The organism is Frigoribacterium sp. CFBP9029, from assembly GCF_034045305.1.
Taxonomy (GTDB): Bacteria; Actinomycetota; Actinomycetes; order Actinomycetales; family Microbacteriaceae; genus Frigoribacterium.
In genome coordinates this window covers 120,902-138,645 of sequence record NZ_JAXCWB010000006.1, presented here as the reverse complement: position 1 = coordinate 138,645, position 17,744 = coordinate 120,902, and the positions used below count along the sequence as shown (strand labels likewise).

Sequence of the window (17,744 nt, the reverse complement as noted above, 5' to 3'; positions counted from 1 at the left end):
TCCGACCGCGACGGTGAGCGGTCGCGCCCCGGAGTGCCCTGTGGAGGAGTCGTCGGCCCGTGCATCAGAAGCTCACGCTCGGAGCGATGAGGCGGAACGCGAACGCGAACCCGGCGAGGGCGACGAGCGCGACGACGACGAGCACCCGGCCGGTGACGACCGCCCAGCCGCGTCGTGCCCGGACGGCCTGCCACGCGACGATCGCGGCGGGCACGACGGCCAGCACGCCGAGCAGCTGAAGCGCCTGCAGCACCCGCAGGGTCGTGGCCGACACCTCGGCGAACGACATGGCCTGCACGGCGACGACCGCCCAGCCGACGAGGGCGAGCATCGTCGACGCCTGCCCGAGCCGAGAGAGCAGCAGCGTCCGGTCGCGACGGCGCGGTGCGGTGCGGGGCGCGACGGCGGTGCCCGGAACCGGGGCGGTGCCACGGCGGGAGCGCGACCCGAGACCGGCGAGCGCGGTCGCGGGCCAGACGATCAGCGACACCAGCAGCACCACGACGGAGGCGATGACGAGGGGCAGGGCGACCGACGCCGCCTGCCAGGGCTCCGCCCGCAGCATGGTGAAGGAGGCGCCCCACGAGATGGCGGTCACGGTCGCGTCCGGGTCGGTCGCGTCGTCCGTCCGCGTCGCGAGCACGGCGTCTCCGCCCACCTCGCGCCACAGGTCGGGCTCGATCTGCTCGTAGACGCCCGTGGTGACCCCGAGCGGCTTCGGGGTGACCGAGACGGTGCCGTCGGCGCGCGGGGCGACGACGGTCTGACCGCTGAGCGCCAGCAGCGACCCGAAGTTCGTCACCGGCGAGCGCGACGAGACGTACGTGCCCGCCAGCGCGGCGGCGTCGGAGCCGGCCGACTCGGCGTCGGAGCCGCTCTCCGCGACCGCACCCGCGCCTCCTCGGCTGTCGCTCTCGTCGGCGCTCTCGTCTGCGCTGCCGCCCGTGCTCTCACCCGCGTCGCGCAGGTAGCGGTCGGCGAAGCCCTGCAGCACGGTGGTCCGCAGGTCCAGGGAGTCGGTCGCCGCGCGCCCGCTGCCGTTCATCGTGATGAAGATGCCCGCGTCGTGCTCGGGGAAGATCCGCATGGCCGTGTGGAACACCTGGGTGTCGCCGTCGTGCCCGAAGGCCGGGACGCCGGGGGTGCTGTCGTCGAAGAACGCGAGGTCCATGCGCTGCCCGGCGGCCAGGGTGCCGAGGTCGTCGGAGTCGAGGGCGGGGCGGTGCATCTCGGCGAGCGCGTCGTCGCCGAGCAGCGAGGCCCCGTCGGGCAGCTCGCCGAGGTGCGCGAGCATGAAGCGGGCCATGTCGGTGGCGCTCGAGGTCATCGCGCCGGCGGGGGCGGCGTTGACGACCTCCGTGGGCGACGCCGGCTTCGAGTCGTCGGGGTAGCCCTTCGCGAGGCGGGCGTCGAGGGCGTTGGGCAGCGGCTGCTCGAACGACGACGAGGTCATCCCCGCCGGCTCGAACACGTCGTGCTGCAGCAGCTCGGCGAACGGCTCGCCGCCGACCCGCTCGGCGATGTAGCCGGCGAGGGTGGCGCCGTAGTTCGAGTAGGCGGGCGTCGTCCCGGGCGCGTAGACCTGCGCGGGCGGCGCGGCCGAGACGGCGTCGTGCAGCGACACCTCGCTGCCGGGGGTGCCGATCAGGCCCGAGATGACCTCCTCGAAGCCCGCGGTGTGCGTCAGCAGGTGCCGCAGGGTGATCGCGCCCTTCGGGGTGTCGAGGTCGAAGTCGAGGTACTGCTGCACGTCGGCGTCGAGGTCGAGGTCGCCGCGTTCGACGAGCTGCATGATCGCCGTCGCCGAGACGACCTTCGAGACGGAGCCGACGCGGAACAGGGTCTCGTCGGGGTCGACGGGCACGACCGTCCCGCTCTCGGTGCCCGTGTCGGCGACGCCGTAGCCCCGTGCGGTGAGCAGCTCGCCGCCCGAGACGACCGACACGGACGCCCCGGGGATCCCCGTCGTCTGCAGCGCGGAGCCGACGGCCCCGTCGAGCCAGCCGTCGACGTCGTCGGCGGTCAGGGTGTGCCCGCCGGGCTGGTGGCGGGGAGGGGCGGGAGGCGCGGTGTCGGCGGTCGCGCCGCTCGCGGCCCCCGCGGAGCACGCGGCGAGCGGCAGGGCGAGGGCGACGGCGGCCGTCGCGGCGGCGAGTCGGGGCAGGAGGCGCGGCGCGCGGGGGCGACGCCGCGGCGGTCGGATGGTCGGTGTCGTTGTCATACCTCTACGCTCGCCGTCGCGGCCGCGCCGCACAGGAGGCGCAGGTCGGGACATCGCCTACGACCTGAGTCGTAGGCGGCCGGCCCGCGCGTCGCCCCCGACCCGCGCCTACACTCCGGGGCGACCCCTGCGCCCGTCGAGTCGTCTCTGGAGGCCCCATCCCCGTGACCGCGCCGTCCCCGCTCCGTCTCGCGCGCCTCCTCGTCTGGTGGGTGCGGGACTACGCCTACGCCGCGCACTGGCAGCTGCGCGCGGTGCTCGCACCGAGGGGCGAGGCCGAGTACCTCGCGGGCGACGGGAGACCCGTGCTGGTCGTGCCCGGCGTCTGGGAGACCTGGGCGTTCCTCCGTCCGCTGATCGCGCGGGTCCACTCCGAGGGGCATCCCGTGCACGTGCTGTCGGCGCTCCGCTGGAACGGCCGCCCGGTCGAGGCGGCGGCACGGGACGTCGCGGCCCACCTCGAGCGGCACGATCTCCGCGACGTGGTCATCGTCGCCCATAGCAAGGGCGGTCTGATCGGCAAGTACGTCATGGCCCGGCTCGACCCCGACCGCCGGGTCGACACGATGGTGGCGATCTGCGCGCCCTTCTCGGGGTCGAGGTACGCCCGCTGGCTGCCGCTGTCGACCCTCCGCGCGTTCTCGCCCCGCGACGCCACGACGATGCTGCTCGGACGCGACGAGAGCGTGAACAGCCGCATCGTCTCGATCTACGGGGAGTTCGATCCGCACATCCCCGAGGGCAGCGAGCTGCCGGGGGCCGAGAACGTACGGCTGTCGGCGGGCGGGCACTTCCGGGTGCTGGCGCTGCCGCGGACGATCGCCACGGTGCTCGCCGTCGCAGCGGGGTCGCCCCGCCGAGGGTGAGACGGCCGCTTCGGCATGCTGAATTTGTTGCGCTAGCGCGTACACTCTAAGCATGTCTGTGTCAGCGGAGGGTCGTCTAGCCGGCCTCACCGCGGGCCAGTGGGGGATGCTCACTGCTGTCCAGGCGAACGGCGAGGGCATCGCTCGAAGCACGATCGCGCGACGCGAGAAGGCAGGCACGCTCGAACGGATGCGACCGGGCGTCTACCGGCTGCCCGGTGTGCCGACGGATCGTCTGGATGACATTCGGGCCGCGTGGCTGGCCAGTGATCCTGCAGCCATCGCCCGCGATCGACTCGTCGACCCCGATGTCGTCGTCGGTGGCGCCGCCGCAGCGTGGGTCCACGAGATCGGGGACCTCTACCCGGCCCCGTACCTGCTCTATACGGCGAAGCGCCGTCAGACCGCGCACGACGACGTGCGCTACAGCCGGCGCCACCTGTCTCGGGCCGACGTGATGATCCTCGACGGCCTTCCCGTCACCACCCGAGAGCGCACGATCGCAGATCTCCTGGACGAGGGCGACCTCTCCCTCGTCGCCGACGCTCTGGGCGACGCGGAACGCTCCGACGACGACCTCGACATCCCGGCTCTCGTCCGACACCTCGATGCCCACGCGAAGCGACTGGGTCACGCGAACGGCACCGACGTGTATGCCGAGCTGCGGACGCTCGCCGGCGTCGACGCGGCACGCCTCAAGGACCTCGTCGTCAGGACCGACCTCACGGAACGCCTGAGCGCTGAGCTCGGCCAGCAGATGCAGCAAGCCCTCGCCCCGATCCTCTTCGAGCTGAACGCATCTGTCGAAGGAATGGGCCCCGACACGTTCGCGCCCCTGCGAGAGCAGCTCGACGAACAGGCCGAGCGGATGATGGCCCCTTTCCGCAAGCAGCTCGACGAACAGGTGCGGCGGCTGACAGCCCCCACCCGCGAAGCCCTGAGGGGATACCTGTCGCCGTATCCTCCCCGCGTGAAGCTCCCCAGCGCGGCGCTGCCTGAGATCGCCCTGCCGCCAGCCATCCAGGCAATGCTGCGCGACCTCGCGCAGCACAGCGCGCGAACTGCGGTGCAGACGGGAGGGCGACCGGAGGGCCGTGCGCGAAGCGGGGAGGTCGACCGCGAGACGATCGACGAGGAGGAGATGCTGCGCGAGGCGCTCGACGTTCAGTCAGCCACTCGTCACCTGGATCCTTTCACTGCGATCGATGCGTCCAGCTCCATCCGAGGCACGTTCGCCACGGTCGCGAAGAAGGCCCCGGATCTCGAGCTCACCTGGCAGGAAGCCGAGGCGCTGGCGAACCGGATGGTCGCGCCGGTCCTCGACGGCTCCGTGACGTCTGGCCGATGGGACCCCGTTCGGAGCACGTGGGCGTAGCGCGTCAAGCGGAGATGAGGCGGGCGGGTTCGACGCGGTCCTCCTCTGGGAGCACGATCATGTCGCTGCTCAGCCCGAGACGGCCGCCAGGGTCACGGCGGTCGCAGCCGTGTTCAGGACGACGTGCATGCAGACCGGTGCCCAGAGGGTCCGGTGGAACTCGCGCAGGTAGGCGAGCGACAGGCCGAGGAGGAGCATGTACGGCAGCAGGATCGGCACGCCGTGGCAGGCGGCGAAGATCGCGGCGCTGATCAGCGACGCCGGCAGCGGGCCGAGGCGCCGCCGCATCCCGCCGTGGACGAGCCCGCGGAAGACGACCTCCTCCCACAGCGGGGTGAGGAGGGCCACCCCGACGAACGTCGCGACGATCTGGACCGTGCTCGTCCCGCCGAACAGCGTGTCGACGGCGTCGCCCCGGCCGGCGGGAGCCCCCGTGATCGCCACGGCGGCACCCTGGACTGCGAGCAGCAGCACGAAGATCGACGGGATCTGCCAGAGCAGATGGAGCATCCGAGCGGTGGGCCGTCGCAGACCGACGTCGCGCCATCCGCTCCCCGCACGGCGGAGACCGAGATGCAGCGTCAGCAGCATCACCACGGGGTGCGCGACGAGCGCCGCCGCCAGCACGGGGACGGCGGCCGCGCGCGCACCGGGGACGAACAGCAGCCCGAGCACGACGGCCCCGAAGAGGACGACCGTGGCGGCGAGGAGGATCGCGACGAGGGCGACTGTGGCGCGGGGGCGGAGCGACGGGAGCATGCCTCCGTCGACGCCCTGCGGACGGACGTCGCGCCGGTCGACGGCGGCAGGAGGTGCGGGTGGCGCCGTCGGGGCGTGCTCGTGACTCACGGGTCCTCTTCTCGTCGGCGTCCGGTCGGCGCGTCGGGGCCGCGACCCCAGTGTGGGCGACGGGTCGCCGCCGCGACTCGACCGGACGGATGAGATCCCGCCGCCCGCCGCTCGCCGCCCGCCGCCCGCCGCTCGGCGGGAGGGGTCAGGCCCGGTGGCGCCAGCGCTGGGCGACGACACCGGCGACGAGGCCCGCAGCGGCCAGGAGGGCGAGCGGCGCGTCGAGCCCGACCGTCGCCGCGGCGCCGATCACAGCGGCGAAAAGCAGCCCGTCGAGTGCCCAGAGCACGCGGACGGCCGCCATCGGGTCGCCCATCGGCGACGAGATCGGGGTGAGGAGCACCGGTGGCAACGGGCCCTTCAGCGCCTGACCGACCCGGAACAGCAGGGTCGTCACCCCGAGCGCCATCGCCGAGAGGATCGGGGCTCCGTTCGCCGCCGAGAGCGACACCACCACCGCGGCCGAGACGAGCACGAGCACGACGACCGCGAGGGGGAGCATCGAATGCGAGACGAGCAGCCTCCCGTCGCCGATGCCGTAGAGCGGCGCGTCGGCCGCCACCGCTGCGGCGTGCCGGATGCCGTCGGTGAGCGGCCCCGTCGCGGCGAAGACGATCAGCCCGGCCGCAGCACCGAGCAGCCAGCCGGGGCCGGGTGACACCACCGCGTAGCCGAGCAGCAGTCCGCCGACCCCCAGGGCGATCAGCCCGACGACGAGTCGACCGGGCGTGCGGGCGGCACCGATCGCGTCGCGCACGAAGAACGCGACGCCGAGACCGTGCCCCGGTCGCACGGCCCGCACGCGACGGCCCACGTGGGGCGCCTTCTGGTAGACGGTCGCCGCCGCCCCGAACTCCGTGCCCAGGGCCGAGCTCGTCGCGGCCTGCCACCGCGCCGCCTGGACCGCCGTCTCCGCCGGGCGCAGCCGCGACAGCAGGGCCGGAACCACGGCGATGGCCACGAGGGCGAGTGCGACGAGCCCGGCCAGAGCCCCGGGCGGAGGAGGGGCGGTGCCGAGCGGGTAGGCCAGGCCGACCCAGCCCCACGGGGTGCTCGCCTGCAGGGCGGGCGACGACAGGCCGCCGCTCGCGAGGGCGACGATGCCGATCGCGACGGGCAGGGCGACCCGCGGGTGCGTCTGCCCGGCCAGCCAGGCCGCGGTCGCGACGACGCCGACCAGCGCCCCGACGATCGTGAAGACCACGGCCTGCTCGGCGCTCGCGAACCCCCGATGAGCCAGGGAGGCGCCGGTCAGGCCCGCTGCGCCGGTGCAGATCGCGACCACGAGCGCCCCGCATCTCAGCAGCGGGCCGCGGAAGACGACGCGATAGGGCAGGTCGCTGGTCGCCAGGGCATGGAGGAGGAACGGCGGCAGCAGCGCGGGCCCGCGCTCCCGCCCGAGCAGCAGGGCGGCCGCCCAGACGGCGGCGACGATCAGGCCCGCCGACGCGGGCGCGGTGGACGCCGTCAGGGCGGCGATGCCCTCCGCGCCGGTGAGGCCCTGCCACAGCGCGCGTGCGAGCGGGGCGACGACGACTCCGGCCACCGCGACGAGCAGGTAGCCGAGGTAGAGGCGGTCGCCGGTCGTCGTGGTCGAGCGTGCGCGCCAGATCGCGACGGCCGAGCGGGGGCGCGGGCTCATGCCGCCGGGTCCAGCTGCAGGAAGCGGTCGCCGATCGCCTCGGCCAGCGGTCGGCTGTGGGTGGCGACGACGAGCGTCGCACCGCCGTCGCGGCGGGCGCGGAGTGCTCGGCCCACGACCTCGAGGTGCTCGGGGTCGAGTCTCTGCTCCGGCTCGTCGACGATGAGGACGTCGAACGGCCGGGCGAGCACGAGGGCGAGGCCGAACAGCTGCGTCTGTCCCGACGACAGCTCGTGCGGGAACCTGCGCCCGAGCGTGCTCAGGCCGAGCTCGGCGAGCACCGACCCCGCGAGCGATCCGGCGGTCGACTCGTCGACCCAGGTGGCGGCGACGAGCAGCACGTGGTCGGCGACCGTGAGATCGGGTGCCATCGGCGGCAGTCCGATCATCGAGGCGACGCGTCGGCGGAAGCCGCGATCGCGCGGATCGACGGCGTCGCCGTCGATGCGCACGACTCCGCTCGTCGGTCGACGCGAGCCCGCCAGCACCCGCAGGAGCGTCGTCTTGCCCGCGCCGTTCCCGCCCCGGACGACCAGCGCCTCCCCGGGGCCGACGACGACCGAGACGGGCGGGAGCAGCGTCGATCCGCCTGTGGCGACAGCCACTCCGTCGGCATCGATCATGCGTCGAGGGTAGCGGCCGGGCCCCGCCGCCCGCCGCTCGGCGGGACGGGTTAGGTCGTGCTGGCTTTCGGCGGAGCGATGGGGTGCCCTACCTTCTGACCATGGAGATGCTGAGCTGCTTCAAGTGGTCGCACGAGGGTCACTCGTACATGGCCTGCGACTTCGGCGCCTTCGTCCAGATCCGCCACTGGATGTCCGACTCGGAGGTGCGTCGGTCGGTCGACATCGCCGAGGGTCGCGAGTGGTCGCACAAGGTGCAGTCGAAGGGCACCCGCTTCACCGTGCGGGCGGAGTCCGGATCCCCGTTCTCGGTGACCGCCCCCGTGCTCGTCGCCGATCAGCTGCTGCGTCTGCTCGAGCGCGTGGCACCGACGACGACGCCCTGACCCGGGCCCGGTCGTCAGGCCCGCCCGCCGGCCTCGACGATGCGGGTGCCGGTCTCACGGAGGTCGGCGAGGGCCTCGCCGCCGCCCGTCACGTCGAGCACCAGACCGGAGACGCCATCGAGCGGCAGCACCTGGTGCGGTGACGCGGCGCCGATCTTCTCGCCGCTGCCGAGCACCCAGGTCTCGGCGGCCCGCGAGGCGAGGACCCGCTTCATCGCCGCCTCCTCCGGGTCGCCGGTGGTGAGACCGGTGGATGCGCGGATGCCCGTCACACCGAGCAGGAACAGGTCGGCGTTCACCCGCGACGCGGACTCGACCGCGGCCGCGCCCATCGCGACCGCCGAGTGCTTGAATAGCCGACCGCCGATCAGGATCACGTCGGCGTCGTGCTCGAGGAGCGCGGCCGCGATCGTCGGGCTGTGCGTGACGATCGTCAGCTCGAGGGTCGTCGGCAGGAGGCGGACCAGATCGAGGGTCGTGGTGCCCCCGTCGAGGATCACCGTCGCCCCGGGCTGCAGCAGATCGAGAGCCGCCGCCGCGACCCGGCGCTTGCTGTCGGTCGCGATGTCGGCCCGGGTGGCGTAGTCGGCGACGGCGGGCGAGGCCGAGACGGCGCCGCCGTAGACGCGGGTCAGCAGCCCCTCGGAGGCGAGCTCGCGGAGGTCGCGTCGGATGCTGTCCTCGGAGAGGCCGAGCTCGACCGCGATCTCCTTCGCGACGATGCGCCCGTCGCGGCGCAACCGCTCGAGGAGCACGTCTCGTCGTTCTGCTGCCCACATGTTCTCACTCTTTCACGATTGTGCATGTTTGTTCGTGTTTGCCCTAGTGTACGGGCATGACCACTTCACTCATGATCCTCATCGCCGGCCCGTACGCGTCGGGGACCGACGGCGACCCCGCTCTGATGCAGCAGAACCTCGAGCGTCTCGAGACGGCGGCGTGGCCGCTCTTCGAGGCGGGTCACCTGCCGGTGATCGGCGAATGGGTCGCTCTGCCCGTGCTCCGCAGCGCGGGGGCCTCCGGGCCGACCGATCCGCTGGCCGCGCAGGTCATGTACCCGACCGCCGAGAGACTGCTGCAGCGCTGCGATGCCGTGCTGCGCCTCCCCGGCTCGTCGCGCGGGGCGGATCAGGACGTCGCCATCGCCGAGGCCCGCGGCCTGCCCGTCTACCACGACCTGGCCGACGTGCCCGGGGTGAGGTGAGGCGGGGGCGCGTACCCCTACGTGCCGCCCGCCTCGCCGATCGACTCCCCGAAGAGTCGGCGCCGGTTCTCACCCGAAGAGGACCGGTTCGGCTGACCCCTGTCTAGTTGCACGACAGCCGTTCCTCTACTCCGCCAGGCTCTTTGCCAGGAACCGGGCGCCCTGGGGCGCTTCACCCGGCCCGCCTGGGCCGGCGCTGACGACGGAAGAGGGCCCCGGCTGATGCCGGGGCCCTCTTCATGCGACAGGGGTGATCAGTCGGCGTCGACGACGACGGTCGTGATGACCGGGGTGCGACGGTGACGGCGCAGGAACCAGCGGCTCAGCCCGTCGGCGATGGCGTTCTCGGCGCCGGCTCCGTCGACATGACCGCGTGCGGTGGCCTCGGCCAGCGCCTTGGTCGCGACGTCTTCGGCCTGCGACATCCAGCCGGCCTCCTCCACGAAGCCGCGGGGCAGGAACTCGACCGGGTCGACGAGCTTCTGGGTGCCCTCGTCGAAGATGCCCAGCACGGTGATGTGGCCCTCTTCGGCGAGCGAGAGACGGTCTTTCAGCGCGTCCTCCGTCGCGACGCCGATGGTGGCGCCGTCGACGAAGACGTACGGGGCGGGGATGCGGCCGGCGATGCTGGCGCGGCCCCGGTCGAGGTCGACCACGACGCCGTCCTCGACGACGAGCACGCGGTCCTCCGGCACGCCGGTGGCGACGGCGAGGTCGGCGTTCGCCGTGAGGTGGCGCCACTCGCCGTGCACGGGCAGGACGTTCTTCGGCTTGACGATGTTGTAGCAGTAGGTGAGCTCGCCGGCGCTGGCGTGACCCGAGACGTGCACCTTCGCGTTGCCCTTGTGCACGACCGTGGCGCCCCAGCGGATCAGGCCGTTGATGACGCCGTAGATGGCGTTCTCGTTGCCGGGGATCAGCGAGCTGGCGAGCAGGATGGTGTCGCCCTCGCCGACCTTGATGATGTGCTCGCGGTTCGCCATGCGCGACAGCGCGGCCATCGGCTCGCCCTGCGAGCCGGTGCAGATCAGCACGATCTTGTTGTCGGCCATCTTGCTCAGCTGCTTGAGGTCGACGACGAGGCCCTTGGGGATGTTGAGGTAGCCGAGGTCGGACGCGATGCCCATGTTGCGCACCATCGAGCGACCGACGAAGGCGACCTTGCGGCCGTGCTTGTGAGCGGTGTCGAGCACCTGCTGGATGCGGTGGACGTGGCTCGCGAAGCTCGAGACGACGATGCGCTTGGGCGCCTCGCGGAAGACGCGGTCGATCGCCGCGCCGAGGTCCTTCTCGGCGGTGGTGAAGCCGGGCACCTCGGCGTTGGTGGAGTCCGTCATGAAGAGGTCGACGCCCTCGTCGCCCAGACGGGCGAAGTGGTTGAGGTCGGTGATCCGCTTGTCCATCGGGAACTGGTCCATCTTGAAGTCGCCCGTGTGCAGCACGATGCCGGCGCTCGTGCGGAGGGCGACGGCCAGACCGTCGGGGATGGAGTGGTTCACGGCCACGAACTCGAGGTCGAACGGGCCGGCCTGGTGGCGGTCGCCCGCGGCGACCTCGTGCGTGATCGGGGTGATCTTGTGCTCCTGCAGCTTCGCGGTGATGAACGCGAGGGTGAGCTTGGAGCCGATCAGCGGGATGTCGGGGCGCTCTTTGAGGAGGTAGGGCACGCCGCCGATGTGGTCTTCGTGACCGTGCGTCAGCACGATGGCCTCGACGTCTTTCAGGCGGTCGCGCAGCGGGGTGAAGTCGGGCAGGATCACGTCGATGCCGGGCTGCGTCTCTTCGGGGAAGAGCACGCCGCAGTCGACGACGATCAGCTTGCCCTTGTTCTCGAAGAGGGTCATGTTGCGACCCACGTCGCCGAGGCCGCCGAGCGGCGTGACGCGCAGGGCGCCGCGCTTGAGCGGCTGGGGCTTCTTGAGGTCGAGGGAGTGCTTGGTGGTCTGCATAGAGGATCTTCTGTCTCTGAGGTGGGTTCTGCGGGCCGCACCTCTGGGCCAGGTGCGCGTGGTCGTACGGGTGGTGCTGATGATGCGGATGATGGAGCGGAGATCGGGAATCAGGTGCCAGCGATCTCGGGTGGTGCGAGAAGTCAGGGCGCGAACGCGTCGCGGGCCGTCGAGGGCCGAGGCTCCTAGTTTCGCACGCCCCCGCTGTCCGCCGCACCGCCCTCGTCGGCGAGGCGGCGGGCGACCGCGGTGACGGCCGCCCGACCCGCGCGATTCGCGCCGATCGTCGACTGCGACGGGCCGTAGCCGATCAGGTGCACGCGGGGGTCGAGTCGGGCGGCCGTCCCGTCGAGCGGCACGCCGCCGAGCGGGCCGCGCAGCCCGAGACCGTCGAGGTGCCTCAGATCGGCGCGGAACCCCGTGGCCCAGACGACCGCGTCGACGCTCGTGCTCGAGCCGTCGGACTCGATGACGTGCCGTGCACCGAGCGCCGCGAACATCGGGCGACGGACGAGCACGCCCCGCCGGCGGGCCTCGACGGCGTACGAGGTCCAGCCGAGGCCGGTGTACGACACGATGCTGGCCGGCTCGCGCCCGGCCGCGGCGTCGGCCGCCACCCGGCGCTCGACGTCGACGCCGTCGAGGCTCAGCGTGAAGTCGTGGTCGAGGAACACCGGTTCGCGACGCGTGTACCAGAGCGTCGTGGCCACGCGGCTGATCTCGTCGAGCAGCTGCACCGCCGAGATGCCGCCGCCGACCACGGCGACCCGGAGACCGGCGAACTCGTCGGCGGAGACGTAGTCGCGGGTGTGCAGCTGCCTGCCCGTGAAGACGTCGCGCCCCGGCAGGTCGGGGACGCGGGGTGCGTTCCAGGTGCCGGTGGCGTTGATGACGACCCGCGCCTCCCAGGCTCCCGCGGTGGTGTCGACCCGCAGGTCGCCGTCGGGGTCGTCGTCGACCGCGCGCACCCGGTCGACGTGCACGGGGCGTACGATCGGCAGCCCCTCGGCGGCCTCGTAGGCGGCGAAGTACCGGGGGACCGCGAGGCGGCTGGGCTCGCCGTAGTCCACCGGCGGCAGCGGCATGCCCGGCAGGTCGAAGATGCCGTTCACCGTGGCCATCCGCAGCGACTCCCAGCGGTGCTGCCACGCGCCTCCGGGGGCCCGGTCGGCGTCGAGGACGACGAAGGTGCGGTCGCCCGGGGCGTCGGTCGGGCGGGCGTCGAGCGCCGATGTGAAGCCGCGACGCCGCAGGTGGTGGGCGGCCGACAGCCCCGCCTGCCCACCGCCCACGACGACGACGGTCGCGTTCCGTGCGCTCATCGCGCGGCGATGACGCTCTCGGCGACCTGCACGAGTCGCGGAGCCTGACCGGCGTCGACGGGCCCCTCGTAGATCACGCGCATCCACGAGTCGTCGACGAGGACGTCGAGGTAGCAGATGCTCGACATCCCGTCGCACTGGAGGAGCCCGTCTTCGGCACCCGTCACCGTCACCGTCGTGAACCCGTCGGATGCGCCCGGTCCGGCGACGGCGTACTCGCGGAACCGTTCGTAACCCCACCGTGCTCCGGCCGAGACGTTCACCTGGATGCTCGTGTAGATCGGCAGGCCGTCGTCGTCCTGAGTCGTGCCCTCCGACCGGCAGTCGTACTCGTCGGAGGCTGCGGCGACGAGCGCGTTGCGACCGTCCGGGCTGGCCTCGGACCATGATGCGTCCAGCGACGGGTCCGCGAAGATCGTCCCCAGGGGCGTGACCAGGTCGAGCGTCGAGCAGTCACCCGTCGCGACCCAGCGTCGCGAGGCGGCGTCGGCGGCCCACGGCGCCCTGGCCTCGAGGGGGCGCACGACGTCGGCGATCCGTCCGAGCTGGGCCACGACGAGATCGGTCGTGTCGCCGCCGAACTCCTGCGACTGCTCGTAGCCGGCCTCGATCCAGTAGTCACCGACGACGACGGTGGCTGCACAGCGGAGAGCGTCACCGCAGGCCAGGGCCGAGTCGTCACCGAGTCCGAGGTCGGCGCCGGCGCCGCCCTCCCGCTTGGCGGCGAGGGCGTCGGCGGACGCCGGGTCGTCGAGGCTGATGTCGACCTCGAACACGGCGAAGTCCGCCTCGCTCGACGACGTCCACTGGCAGGTCTGGACTCCGTTCTGACGGAGCGACGCGTCACGGGGCGTGAAGACCAGGCCCTCCTCCTGCGCGAGCTCCGGCGCGCGCAGCAGCGACGTCAGCGACGACTCGGTCGCGAGGGTCGCGCAGTCCATCGGCAGATACGGCTGCGGCGTGCCGCCGACCGGCTGGGTCGAAGGAGGCGCGCTCGGCTCGGGCGTCGGGGTCGCGGTGGGCGTCGGGGCCGGGGGAGCCGAGACGGAAGCCGACGGCTCGGGCTGCGCGAGACCCTCGAAGGGCGACGGCACGAAGCCCATCGCGACGGCGCCGCCGGCACTGCCCAGTCCGATGAGGGCGACGAGTCCGAACGCGATGCCGAAGCGCCGACCGGGTCGACGACGGGTCGTGTCGGCGGCCCGCTCGAGGACGTCCTTCTTCATCGAGACGAGCATGCGGGTGAGGTCGTCACCGGTGGGGGGCTCAGTGTTCATCGTGCGTCACCGCCTTTCGCAGTCGCGAGCGTGTTCGGGAGACCCGTTTGGTGACCGCCCCGACGGTCATGCCCAGACGGTCGGCGGCCTCGCGGTACGAGAGGCCCTCGATCAGGCAGAGCTCGCAGATGGCGCGGTCGTCGGGCGAGAGGGCGTCGATGGCCTCGCGGACGAAGCGCAGCATCTCGCGCGCCTCGGCCCCATCGGGCGCGACGAGGTCGTCGGGCAGCGCATCCGCCGCCGCGAGGGCGAGCTTGCGGCGCTGATTCGCAGCGTGGTTGCGGCAGACCACCAGCAGCCACGGCAGCAGCGAGTCGGTCGGCAGGGTCAGCCCGTTGCTCTTCTTCCAGAGCGTGACGAAGGTGTCCTGCACGATCTCCTCCACGTCCATGCGGCTCGGTGCCAGAGCCCACGCGTACCGCGTGACCGTCGTGGCGTACCGGTCGAACAGCGCGGACAGCGCCTGTCTGCTGCCGGTCGCGGCGCGCTTGATCAGGTCAGCGTCGCTCATCGTGTGCGGATCCACATCCACCCCCTCACTAGAGGAGTGTCGCGTAAACGCCGATCCTGACCGAATCGGTCGGAATCCCTCTTCCGAGCCCGCTTGGCCGCGAAACGAGTGCTCGGCGGCGTCTGTCTGGAAGCTCGCTGAGGGGGCGTGACCCCTGCCCCGATGGATGCGTCTGAATGATGTGTCCGCTTCACGGACTCGATGCCCGGGCCGCTCGCCCCGCATCGTCAGGAACGAAACAAGGAGAGATCATGAGCAACGTCACCCCCGCCACGACCGGGACCGCCGCCGCCAAGCACACCGCCTCCGACGCGGCCGGCAAGAACACCATCGTCGACGGCGTCGTGTCGAAGGTCGCGGGGATCGCTGCTCGCGAGGTGCCCGGGGTCCACGACCTGGGCAACGGCGCAGCCCGTGCCATCGGCGCCATCCGCAACGTCGTCAACCAGCAGGACCGCGGCCAGGGCGTCTCCGTCGAGGTCGGCGAGAAGCAGGTCGCCGCCGACATCGTCATCGTCGCCGAGTACCCCGTCGAGCTGCAGAAGGTCGCCGACGACGTCCGCAAGGCCGTCACCGACGCCATCACGCAGGTCGTCGGCATGGAGGTCGCCGAGGTCAACGTCACCGTCTCCGACGTGCACATCCCTTCGGACGACAACGACGACTCCGACGAGAGCCGCGTCCAGTAGTCGCTCGCGACACCCTCCGGCCGCACGGCCGGTGACCCTCCGGACGGCCCCCGCCCACCCTCGGCGGGGGCCGTCCGTCTGCCCTCAGACCCTCGAACCAGGAGCCACCATGACCGACGACAGCACCCCCGAGACCTCCTTCGCCGACCGCCTCCGCGGCCAGATCGGCAGCAAGGCCATCGACCCCGTCATCCGGGCGGTCCGCACCGAGATCGGCGCGGCCCGCGACGAGATCGCCGGGCGGGCGCGTGATGCTCGCGCCGGCATCGTCCTCGTCGTCGTGGGGGTCGTCCTCGCGCTGATCACCGTCGCGCTCGCCGCGACCGCCGGTGTCACGGTCCTCGCGCTCGTCCTGCCGCTCTGGTCGGCGACGCTCGTCGTGCTCGCCGTCTTCGCCGTCGCGGCCGCCCTCGTGCTCGCCGGCGGCCTGCGCGCCCTGAAGCGCGGCGTGCCCCCGGTGCCGGCCGACACCGTCAAGAACCTGACCCGGCGGCACTGAGCCGACCCGCGCCTCCTCGGCACCGGGCCAGCCCGCGTCCGTCCATGAGTCACGACACGCCGCGTCCCCCGAGGAGGCGCGGCGTGTCATGACTCCTCGACCCGGGCTCTCGAGGCGAGGCGAGGCGAGGCGAGGCGAGGCGAGGCGGGGCCGGTCCGGGCTCAGCCCATGTGGACGACGGGGCCCGAGGGCAGCAGGTCCTCCTTCGAGCCGCGGATCATGAAGAAGCTGATCGGCGCGGCCACGAGGGCGGCGACCGCGGCCCCGACGAAGGCGGCCTGGTAGCCGTCGACGAGCCCGCCGAGCCCCTGCAGGTCGCTGCCGGCCACGGCCGAGGCGTACAGGTTCGTGTAGACCGCGAGTCCGATCGACCCGCCGATCTGGATCATGGCGTTCGACGTGGCGCTCGCGGCGCCGGCCTCGTGCGGCGCGACGCCGGCGAGGGCCAGGTTCTGCATCGGCACGAAGATGCCGGCGAGGCCGACGCCCATCACGATCAGCGCGGGCAGCACGTGCGTCGCGTAGGCGCCGTCGACGGTGATGAACGACAGCCAGAACAGGCCGGCCGCGGCCACGATCGGGCCGACGATCATGAGGATGCGCGGGCCGACGACCGGCAGCAGCTTCGTCAGGATCGGGGCCATCACCATGATGACGAGGGTCATCGGCAGGGTCGCGAGACCGGCCTCGAGCGGGCCGAAGCCGAGCACGATCTGCAGGTGGAAGGTCAGGTAGAGCAGCGCGCCGATCATGACGCTGCCGACGATCAGCTGCACCAGGAACGCCCCGCCGCGCACCCGGTTCGTGAGCACGCCGAGCGGCAGGAGGGGGTGGTCGCTGCGCTTCTGGATCAGCACGAACAGGGCGAGCAGCCCGGCGCCGAGCGCGATGAAGCCGATCACCACGGCCGAGTCCCAGCCGTCTTCGGCCTGCGTGAAGCCGTAGACGAGCGAGGCGAGCCCCAGCGCGACGACGATCGTGCCGGCGACGTCGAGGCGGTTGTCGCCCTCGGCCTTGCTCTCGCGCACGACGAGCGCCGCGGCCACGATGGCCACGATCACGATGGGCACGTTGACGAGCAGGCACCAGCGCCAGCTGACGAACTCGGTGAGCACCCCGCCGAGCACGAGGCCGACGGCGGCGCCGGCACCCGAGATCGCGCCGAAGACGGCGAACGCGGTGTTGCGCTCGCGACCGCGGTCGAAGGTGGTGGTGAGCACCGCGAGGGCGGCGGGGGCGAGCAGCGCGGCGAAGACGCCCTGCAGGGCGCGCGCCGTGACGAGCAGCTCGCCGGTCGAGACGAGGCCGCCGAAGGCGGAGGCCGCACCGAAGCCGATCATGCCGACGATGAAGGTGCGCTTGCGACCCCAGAAGTCGGCGATGCGCCCGCCGAGCAGCAGCAGGGCGCCGAAGGCGAGGGCGTAGGCCGTGACGACCCACTGGCGGTTCTCGTCGCTCAGGCCGAGCTCGGCCTGGGCCTGGGGCAGGGCGATGTTGACGATCGTGCCGTCGAGCACGACGACGAGCTGCGCGAGCCCGACGATGACGAGCACCCACCAGCGGCGGGGCGAAGGAGGCGCGGTGCGGGTCGCACCGGTGGCGGGCGTTGCTTCTGAGGTGGTCACTGTTCTCCTGGATCGGGGTGCCGCACGACGAGCGGCCGTCGTGGACGGATCGATACTACCTACTGGTTGGTTGGCTCGTAAGCGGCTACGGTCATCTCATGGCCTACGACGCTGACGAGACCCGCCGCCGCATCCTCGCGGCGTCGACGGCGGAGTTCGCAGAGCACGGCCTCGCCGGCGCCCGCGTCGACCGCATCGCCGCCGCCGCCGGCTGCAGCAAGGAGCGTCTCTACGCGCACTTCGGCGACAAGGAGGCCCTGTTCACCGCGGTGCTGAACCACTCGTTCGCCGAGCTCGGCGTCGCCGCCGCCCCGCACTTCGCCACCGCGCCCGACTTCGCGGTCGCCATCTACGATCATCTCGTCGAGCATCCCGAGAACCACCGTCTGCTCGGCTGGGCCCGTCTCGAGCAGCGACACGACTGGGCGTCGTCGTTCGCCGTCCTCGACGAGGTGAGGCGCACCTCCGTCGGGCATCTCGACCGCCTCATCGGCGACGATGTGGCGTGGTCGGTCGACGACGTCTTCGCTCTGGTGCTCTCGATCGCGACGGCGTGGCTGCAGCTGCCGGGGCTGCCGCACGCCGCCGCCGGAGGGCCCGATCGCGCCGTGCAGCGCGAGATCGTGCGCGAGGCCGTCGCGCGCCTCCTCGGCTCGGCCTAGACCCGCCCCACAGCTCGGGCGTCGGCCGCAGAGCGACCGACGCC

17 protein-coding genes are annotated in these 17,744 nt (G+C 72.5%); 7 read left to right on the top strand and 10 right to left on the bottom strand.

The window, feature by feature from the left end; all coding sequences use genetic code 11:
* Positions 1–64: 64 nt before the first annotated feature.
* The gene (locus tag SOM11_RS10180) at positions 65–2,221 is read right to left on the bottom strand and encodes a serine hydrolase domain-containing protein (protein WP_320477941.1); all 2,157 of its coding nucleotides are present in this window, start codon (positions 2,219–2,221) and stop codon (positions 65–67) included.
* 164 nt (positions 2,222–2,385) lie between these two features.
* Between SOM11_RS10180 and SOM11_RS10175 the strand changes: the two genes are divergently transcribed.
* Both SOM11_RS10175 and SOM11_RS10170 read left to right on the top strand, forming a co-directional pair.
* A complete protein-coding gene (locus tag SOM11_RS10175; RefSeq protein ID WP_320477940.1) occupies positions 2,386–3,087 on the top strand; it encodes an alpha/beta hydrolase in 702 nt (233 codons plus the stop codon).
* A gap of 52 nt (positions 3,088–3,139) precedes the next feature.
* Positions 3,140–4,462 carry a type IV toxin-antitoxin system AbiEi family antitoxin domain-containing protein gene (locus SOM11_RS10170; RefSeq protein WP_320477939.1) on the top strand — a complete coding sequence of 441 codons (1,323 nt, stop codon included), beginning with the start codon at positions 3,140–3,142 and terminating at the stop codon, positions 4,460–4,462.
* A gap of 69 nt (positions 4,463–4,531) precedes the next feature.
* On the opposite strand, the gene SOM11_RS10165 is transcribed toward SOM11_RS10170, so the two are convergent.
* From SOM11_RS10165 to SOM11_RS10155, 3 genes are all read right to left on the bottom strand, one after another.
* Positions 4,532–5,311: a type II CAAX endopeptidase family protein gene (locus tag SOM11_RS10165; RefSeq protein ID WP_320477938.1), complete on the bottom strand. Its 780-nt coding sequence runs from the start codon at positions 5,309–5,311 to the stop codon at positions 4,532–4,534.
* Between the two features lie 145 nt (positions 5,312–5,456).
* Positions 5,457–6,953 carry a DUF6297 family protein gene (locus tag SOM11_RS10160; protein WP_320477937.1) on the bottom strand — a complete coding sequence of 499 codons (1,497 nt, stop codon included), beginning with the start codon at positions 6,951–6,953 and terminating at the stop codon, positions 5,457–5,459.
* The gene (locus SOM11_RS10155; RefSeq protein WP_243215239.1) at positions 6,950–7,576 is read right to left on the bottom strand and encodes an ABC transporter ATP-binding protein; all 627 of its coding nucleotides are present in this window, start codon (positions 7,574–7,576) and stop codon (positions 6,950–6,952) included. Before SOM11_RS10155 ends, SOM11_RS10160 begins: the two co-directional genes overlap by 4 nt.
* A gap of 83 nt (positions 7,577–7,659) precedes the next feature.
* Between SOM11_RS10155 and SOM11_RS10150 the strand changes: the two genes are divergently transcribed.
* The gene (locus tag SOM11_RS10150) at positions 7,660–7,962 is read left to right on the top strand and encodes a hypothetical protein (protein ID WP_320477936.1); all 303 of its coding nucleotides are present in this window, start codon (positions 7,660–7,662) and stop codon (positions 7,960–7,962) included.
* 14 nt (positions 7,963–7,976) lie between these two features.
* Here SOM11_RS10150 and SOM11_RS10145 read toward each other — a convergent pair whose 3' ends face one another.
* Positions 7,977–8,741 (bottom strand): DeoR/GlpR family DNA-binding transcription regulator, encoded by a 765-nt coding sequence (locus SOM11_RS10145; protein WP_320477935.1) that lies wholly within the window; start codon positions 8,739–8,741, stop codon positions 7,977–7,979.
* 56 nt (positions 8,742–8,797) lie between these two features.
* On the opposite strand from SOM11_RS10145, the gene SOM11_RS10140 reads away from it, so the two are divergent.
* Positions 8,798–9,166 carry a DUF4406 domain-containing protein gene (locus tag SOM11_RS10140; RefSeq protein WP_243215237.1) on the top strand — a complete coding sequence of 123 codons (369 nt, stop codon included), beginning with the start codon at positions 8,798–8,800 and terminating at the stop codon, positions 9,164–9,166.
* 254 nt (positions 9,167–9,420) lie between these two features.
* On the opposite strand, the gene SOM11_RS10135 is transcribed toward SOM11_RS10140, so the two are convergent.
* From SOM11_RS10135 to SOM11_RS10120, 4 genes are all read right to left on the bottom strand, one after another.
* Positions 9,421–11,115: a ribonuclease J gene (locus SOM11_RS10135; RefSeq protein WP_320477934.1), complete on the bottom strand. Its 1,695-nt coding sequence runs from the start codon at positions 11,113–11,115 to the stop codon at positions 9,421–9,423.
* 185 nt (positions 11,116–11,300) lie between these two features.
* On the bottom strand, positions 11,301–12,437 hold the full coding sequence (locus SOM11_RS10130) for an NAD(P)-binding domain-containing protein (protein ID WP_320477933.1): 1,137 nt from the start codon (positions 12,435–12,437) through the stop codon (positions 11,301–11,303).
* Positions 12,434–13,714, bottom strand: a complete 1,281-nt coding sequence (locus tag SOM11_RS10125; RefSeq protein WP_243215235.1) for a hypothetical protein — start codon at positions 13,712–13,714, stop codon at positions 12,434–12,436. Before SOM11_RS10125 ends, SOM11_RS10130 begins: the two co-directional genes overlap by 4 nt.
* Entirely contained in the window at positions 13,704–14,225 is a 522-nt protein-coding gene (locus tag SOM11_RS10120; protein ID WP_192060738.1) for an RNA polymerase sigma factor, read from the bottom strand. Before SOM11_RS10120 ends, SOM11_RS10125 begins: the two co-directional genes overlap by 11 nt.
* Positions 14,226–14,476: 251 nt before the next feature.
* On the opposite strand from SOM11_RS10120, the gene SOM11_RS10115 reads away from it, so the two are divergent.
* On the top strand, positions 14,477–14,914 hold the full coding sequence (locus SOM11_RS10115) for an Asp23/Gls24 family envelope stress response protein (protein ID WP_320477932.1): 438 nt from the start codon (positions 14,477–14,479) through the stop codon (positions 14,912–14,914).
* A gap of 109 nt (positions 14,915–15,023) precedes the next feature.
* The gene (locus SOM11_RS10110; RefSeq protein ID WP_320477931.1) at positions 15,024–15,413 is read left to right on the top strand and encodes a phage holin family protein; all 390 of its coding nucleotides are present in this window, start codon (positions 15,024–15,026) and stop codon (positions 15,411–15,413) included.
* 161 nt (positions 15,414–15,574) lie between these two features.
* On the opposite strand, the gene SOM11_RS10105 is transcribed toward SOM11_RS10110, so the two are convergent.
* On the bottom strand, positions 15,575–17,038 hold the full coding sequence (locus SOM11_RS10105) for an MFS transporter (RefSeq protein WP_243215233.1): 1,464 nt from the start codon (positions 17,036–17,038) through the stop codon (positions 15,575–15,577).
* 98 nt (positions 17,039–17,136) lie between these two features.
* Between SOM11_RS10105 and SOM11_RS10100 the strand changes: the two genes are divergently transcribed.
* Complete coding sequence (locus tag SOM11_RS10100) at positions 17,137–17,700, top strand: TetR family transcriptional regulator (RefSeq protein ID WP_192060735.1); 564 nt, start codon at positions 17,137–17,139, stop codon at positions 17,698–17,700.
* Positions 17,701–17,744: the final 44 nt, after the last annotated feature.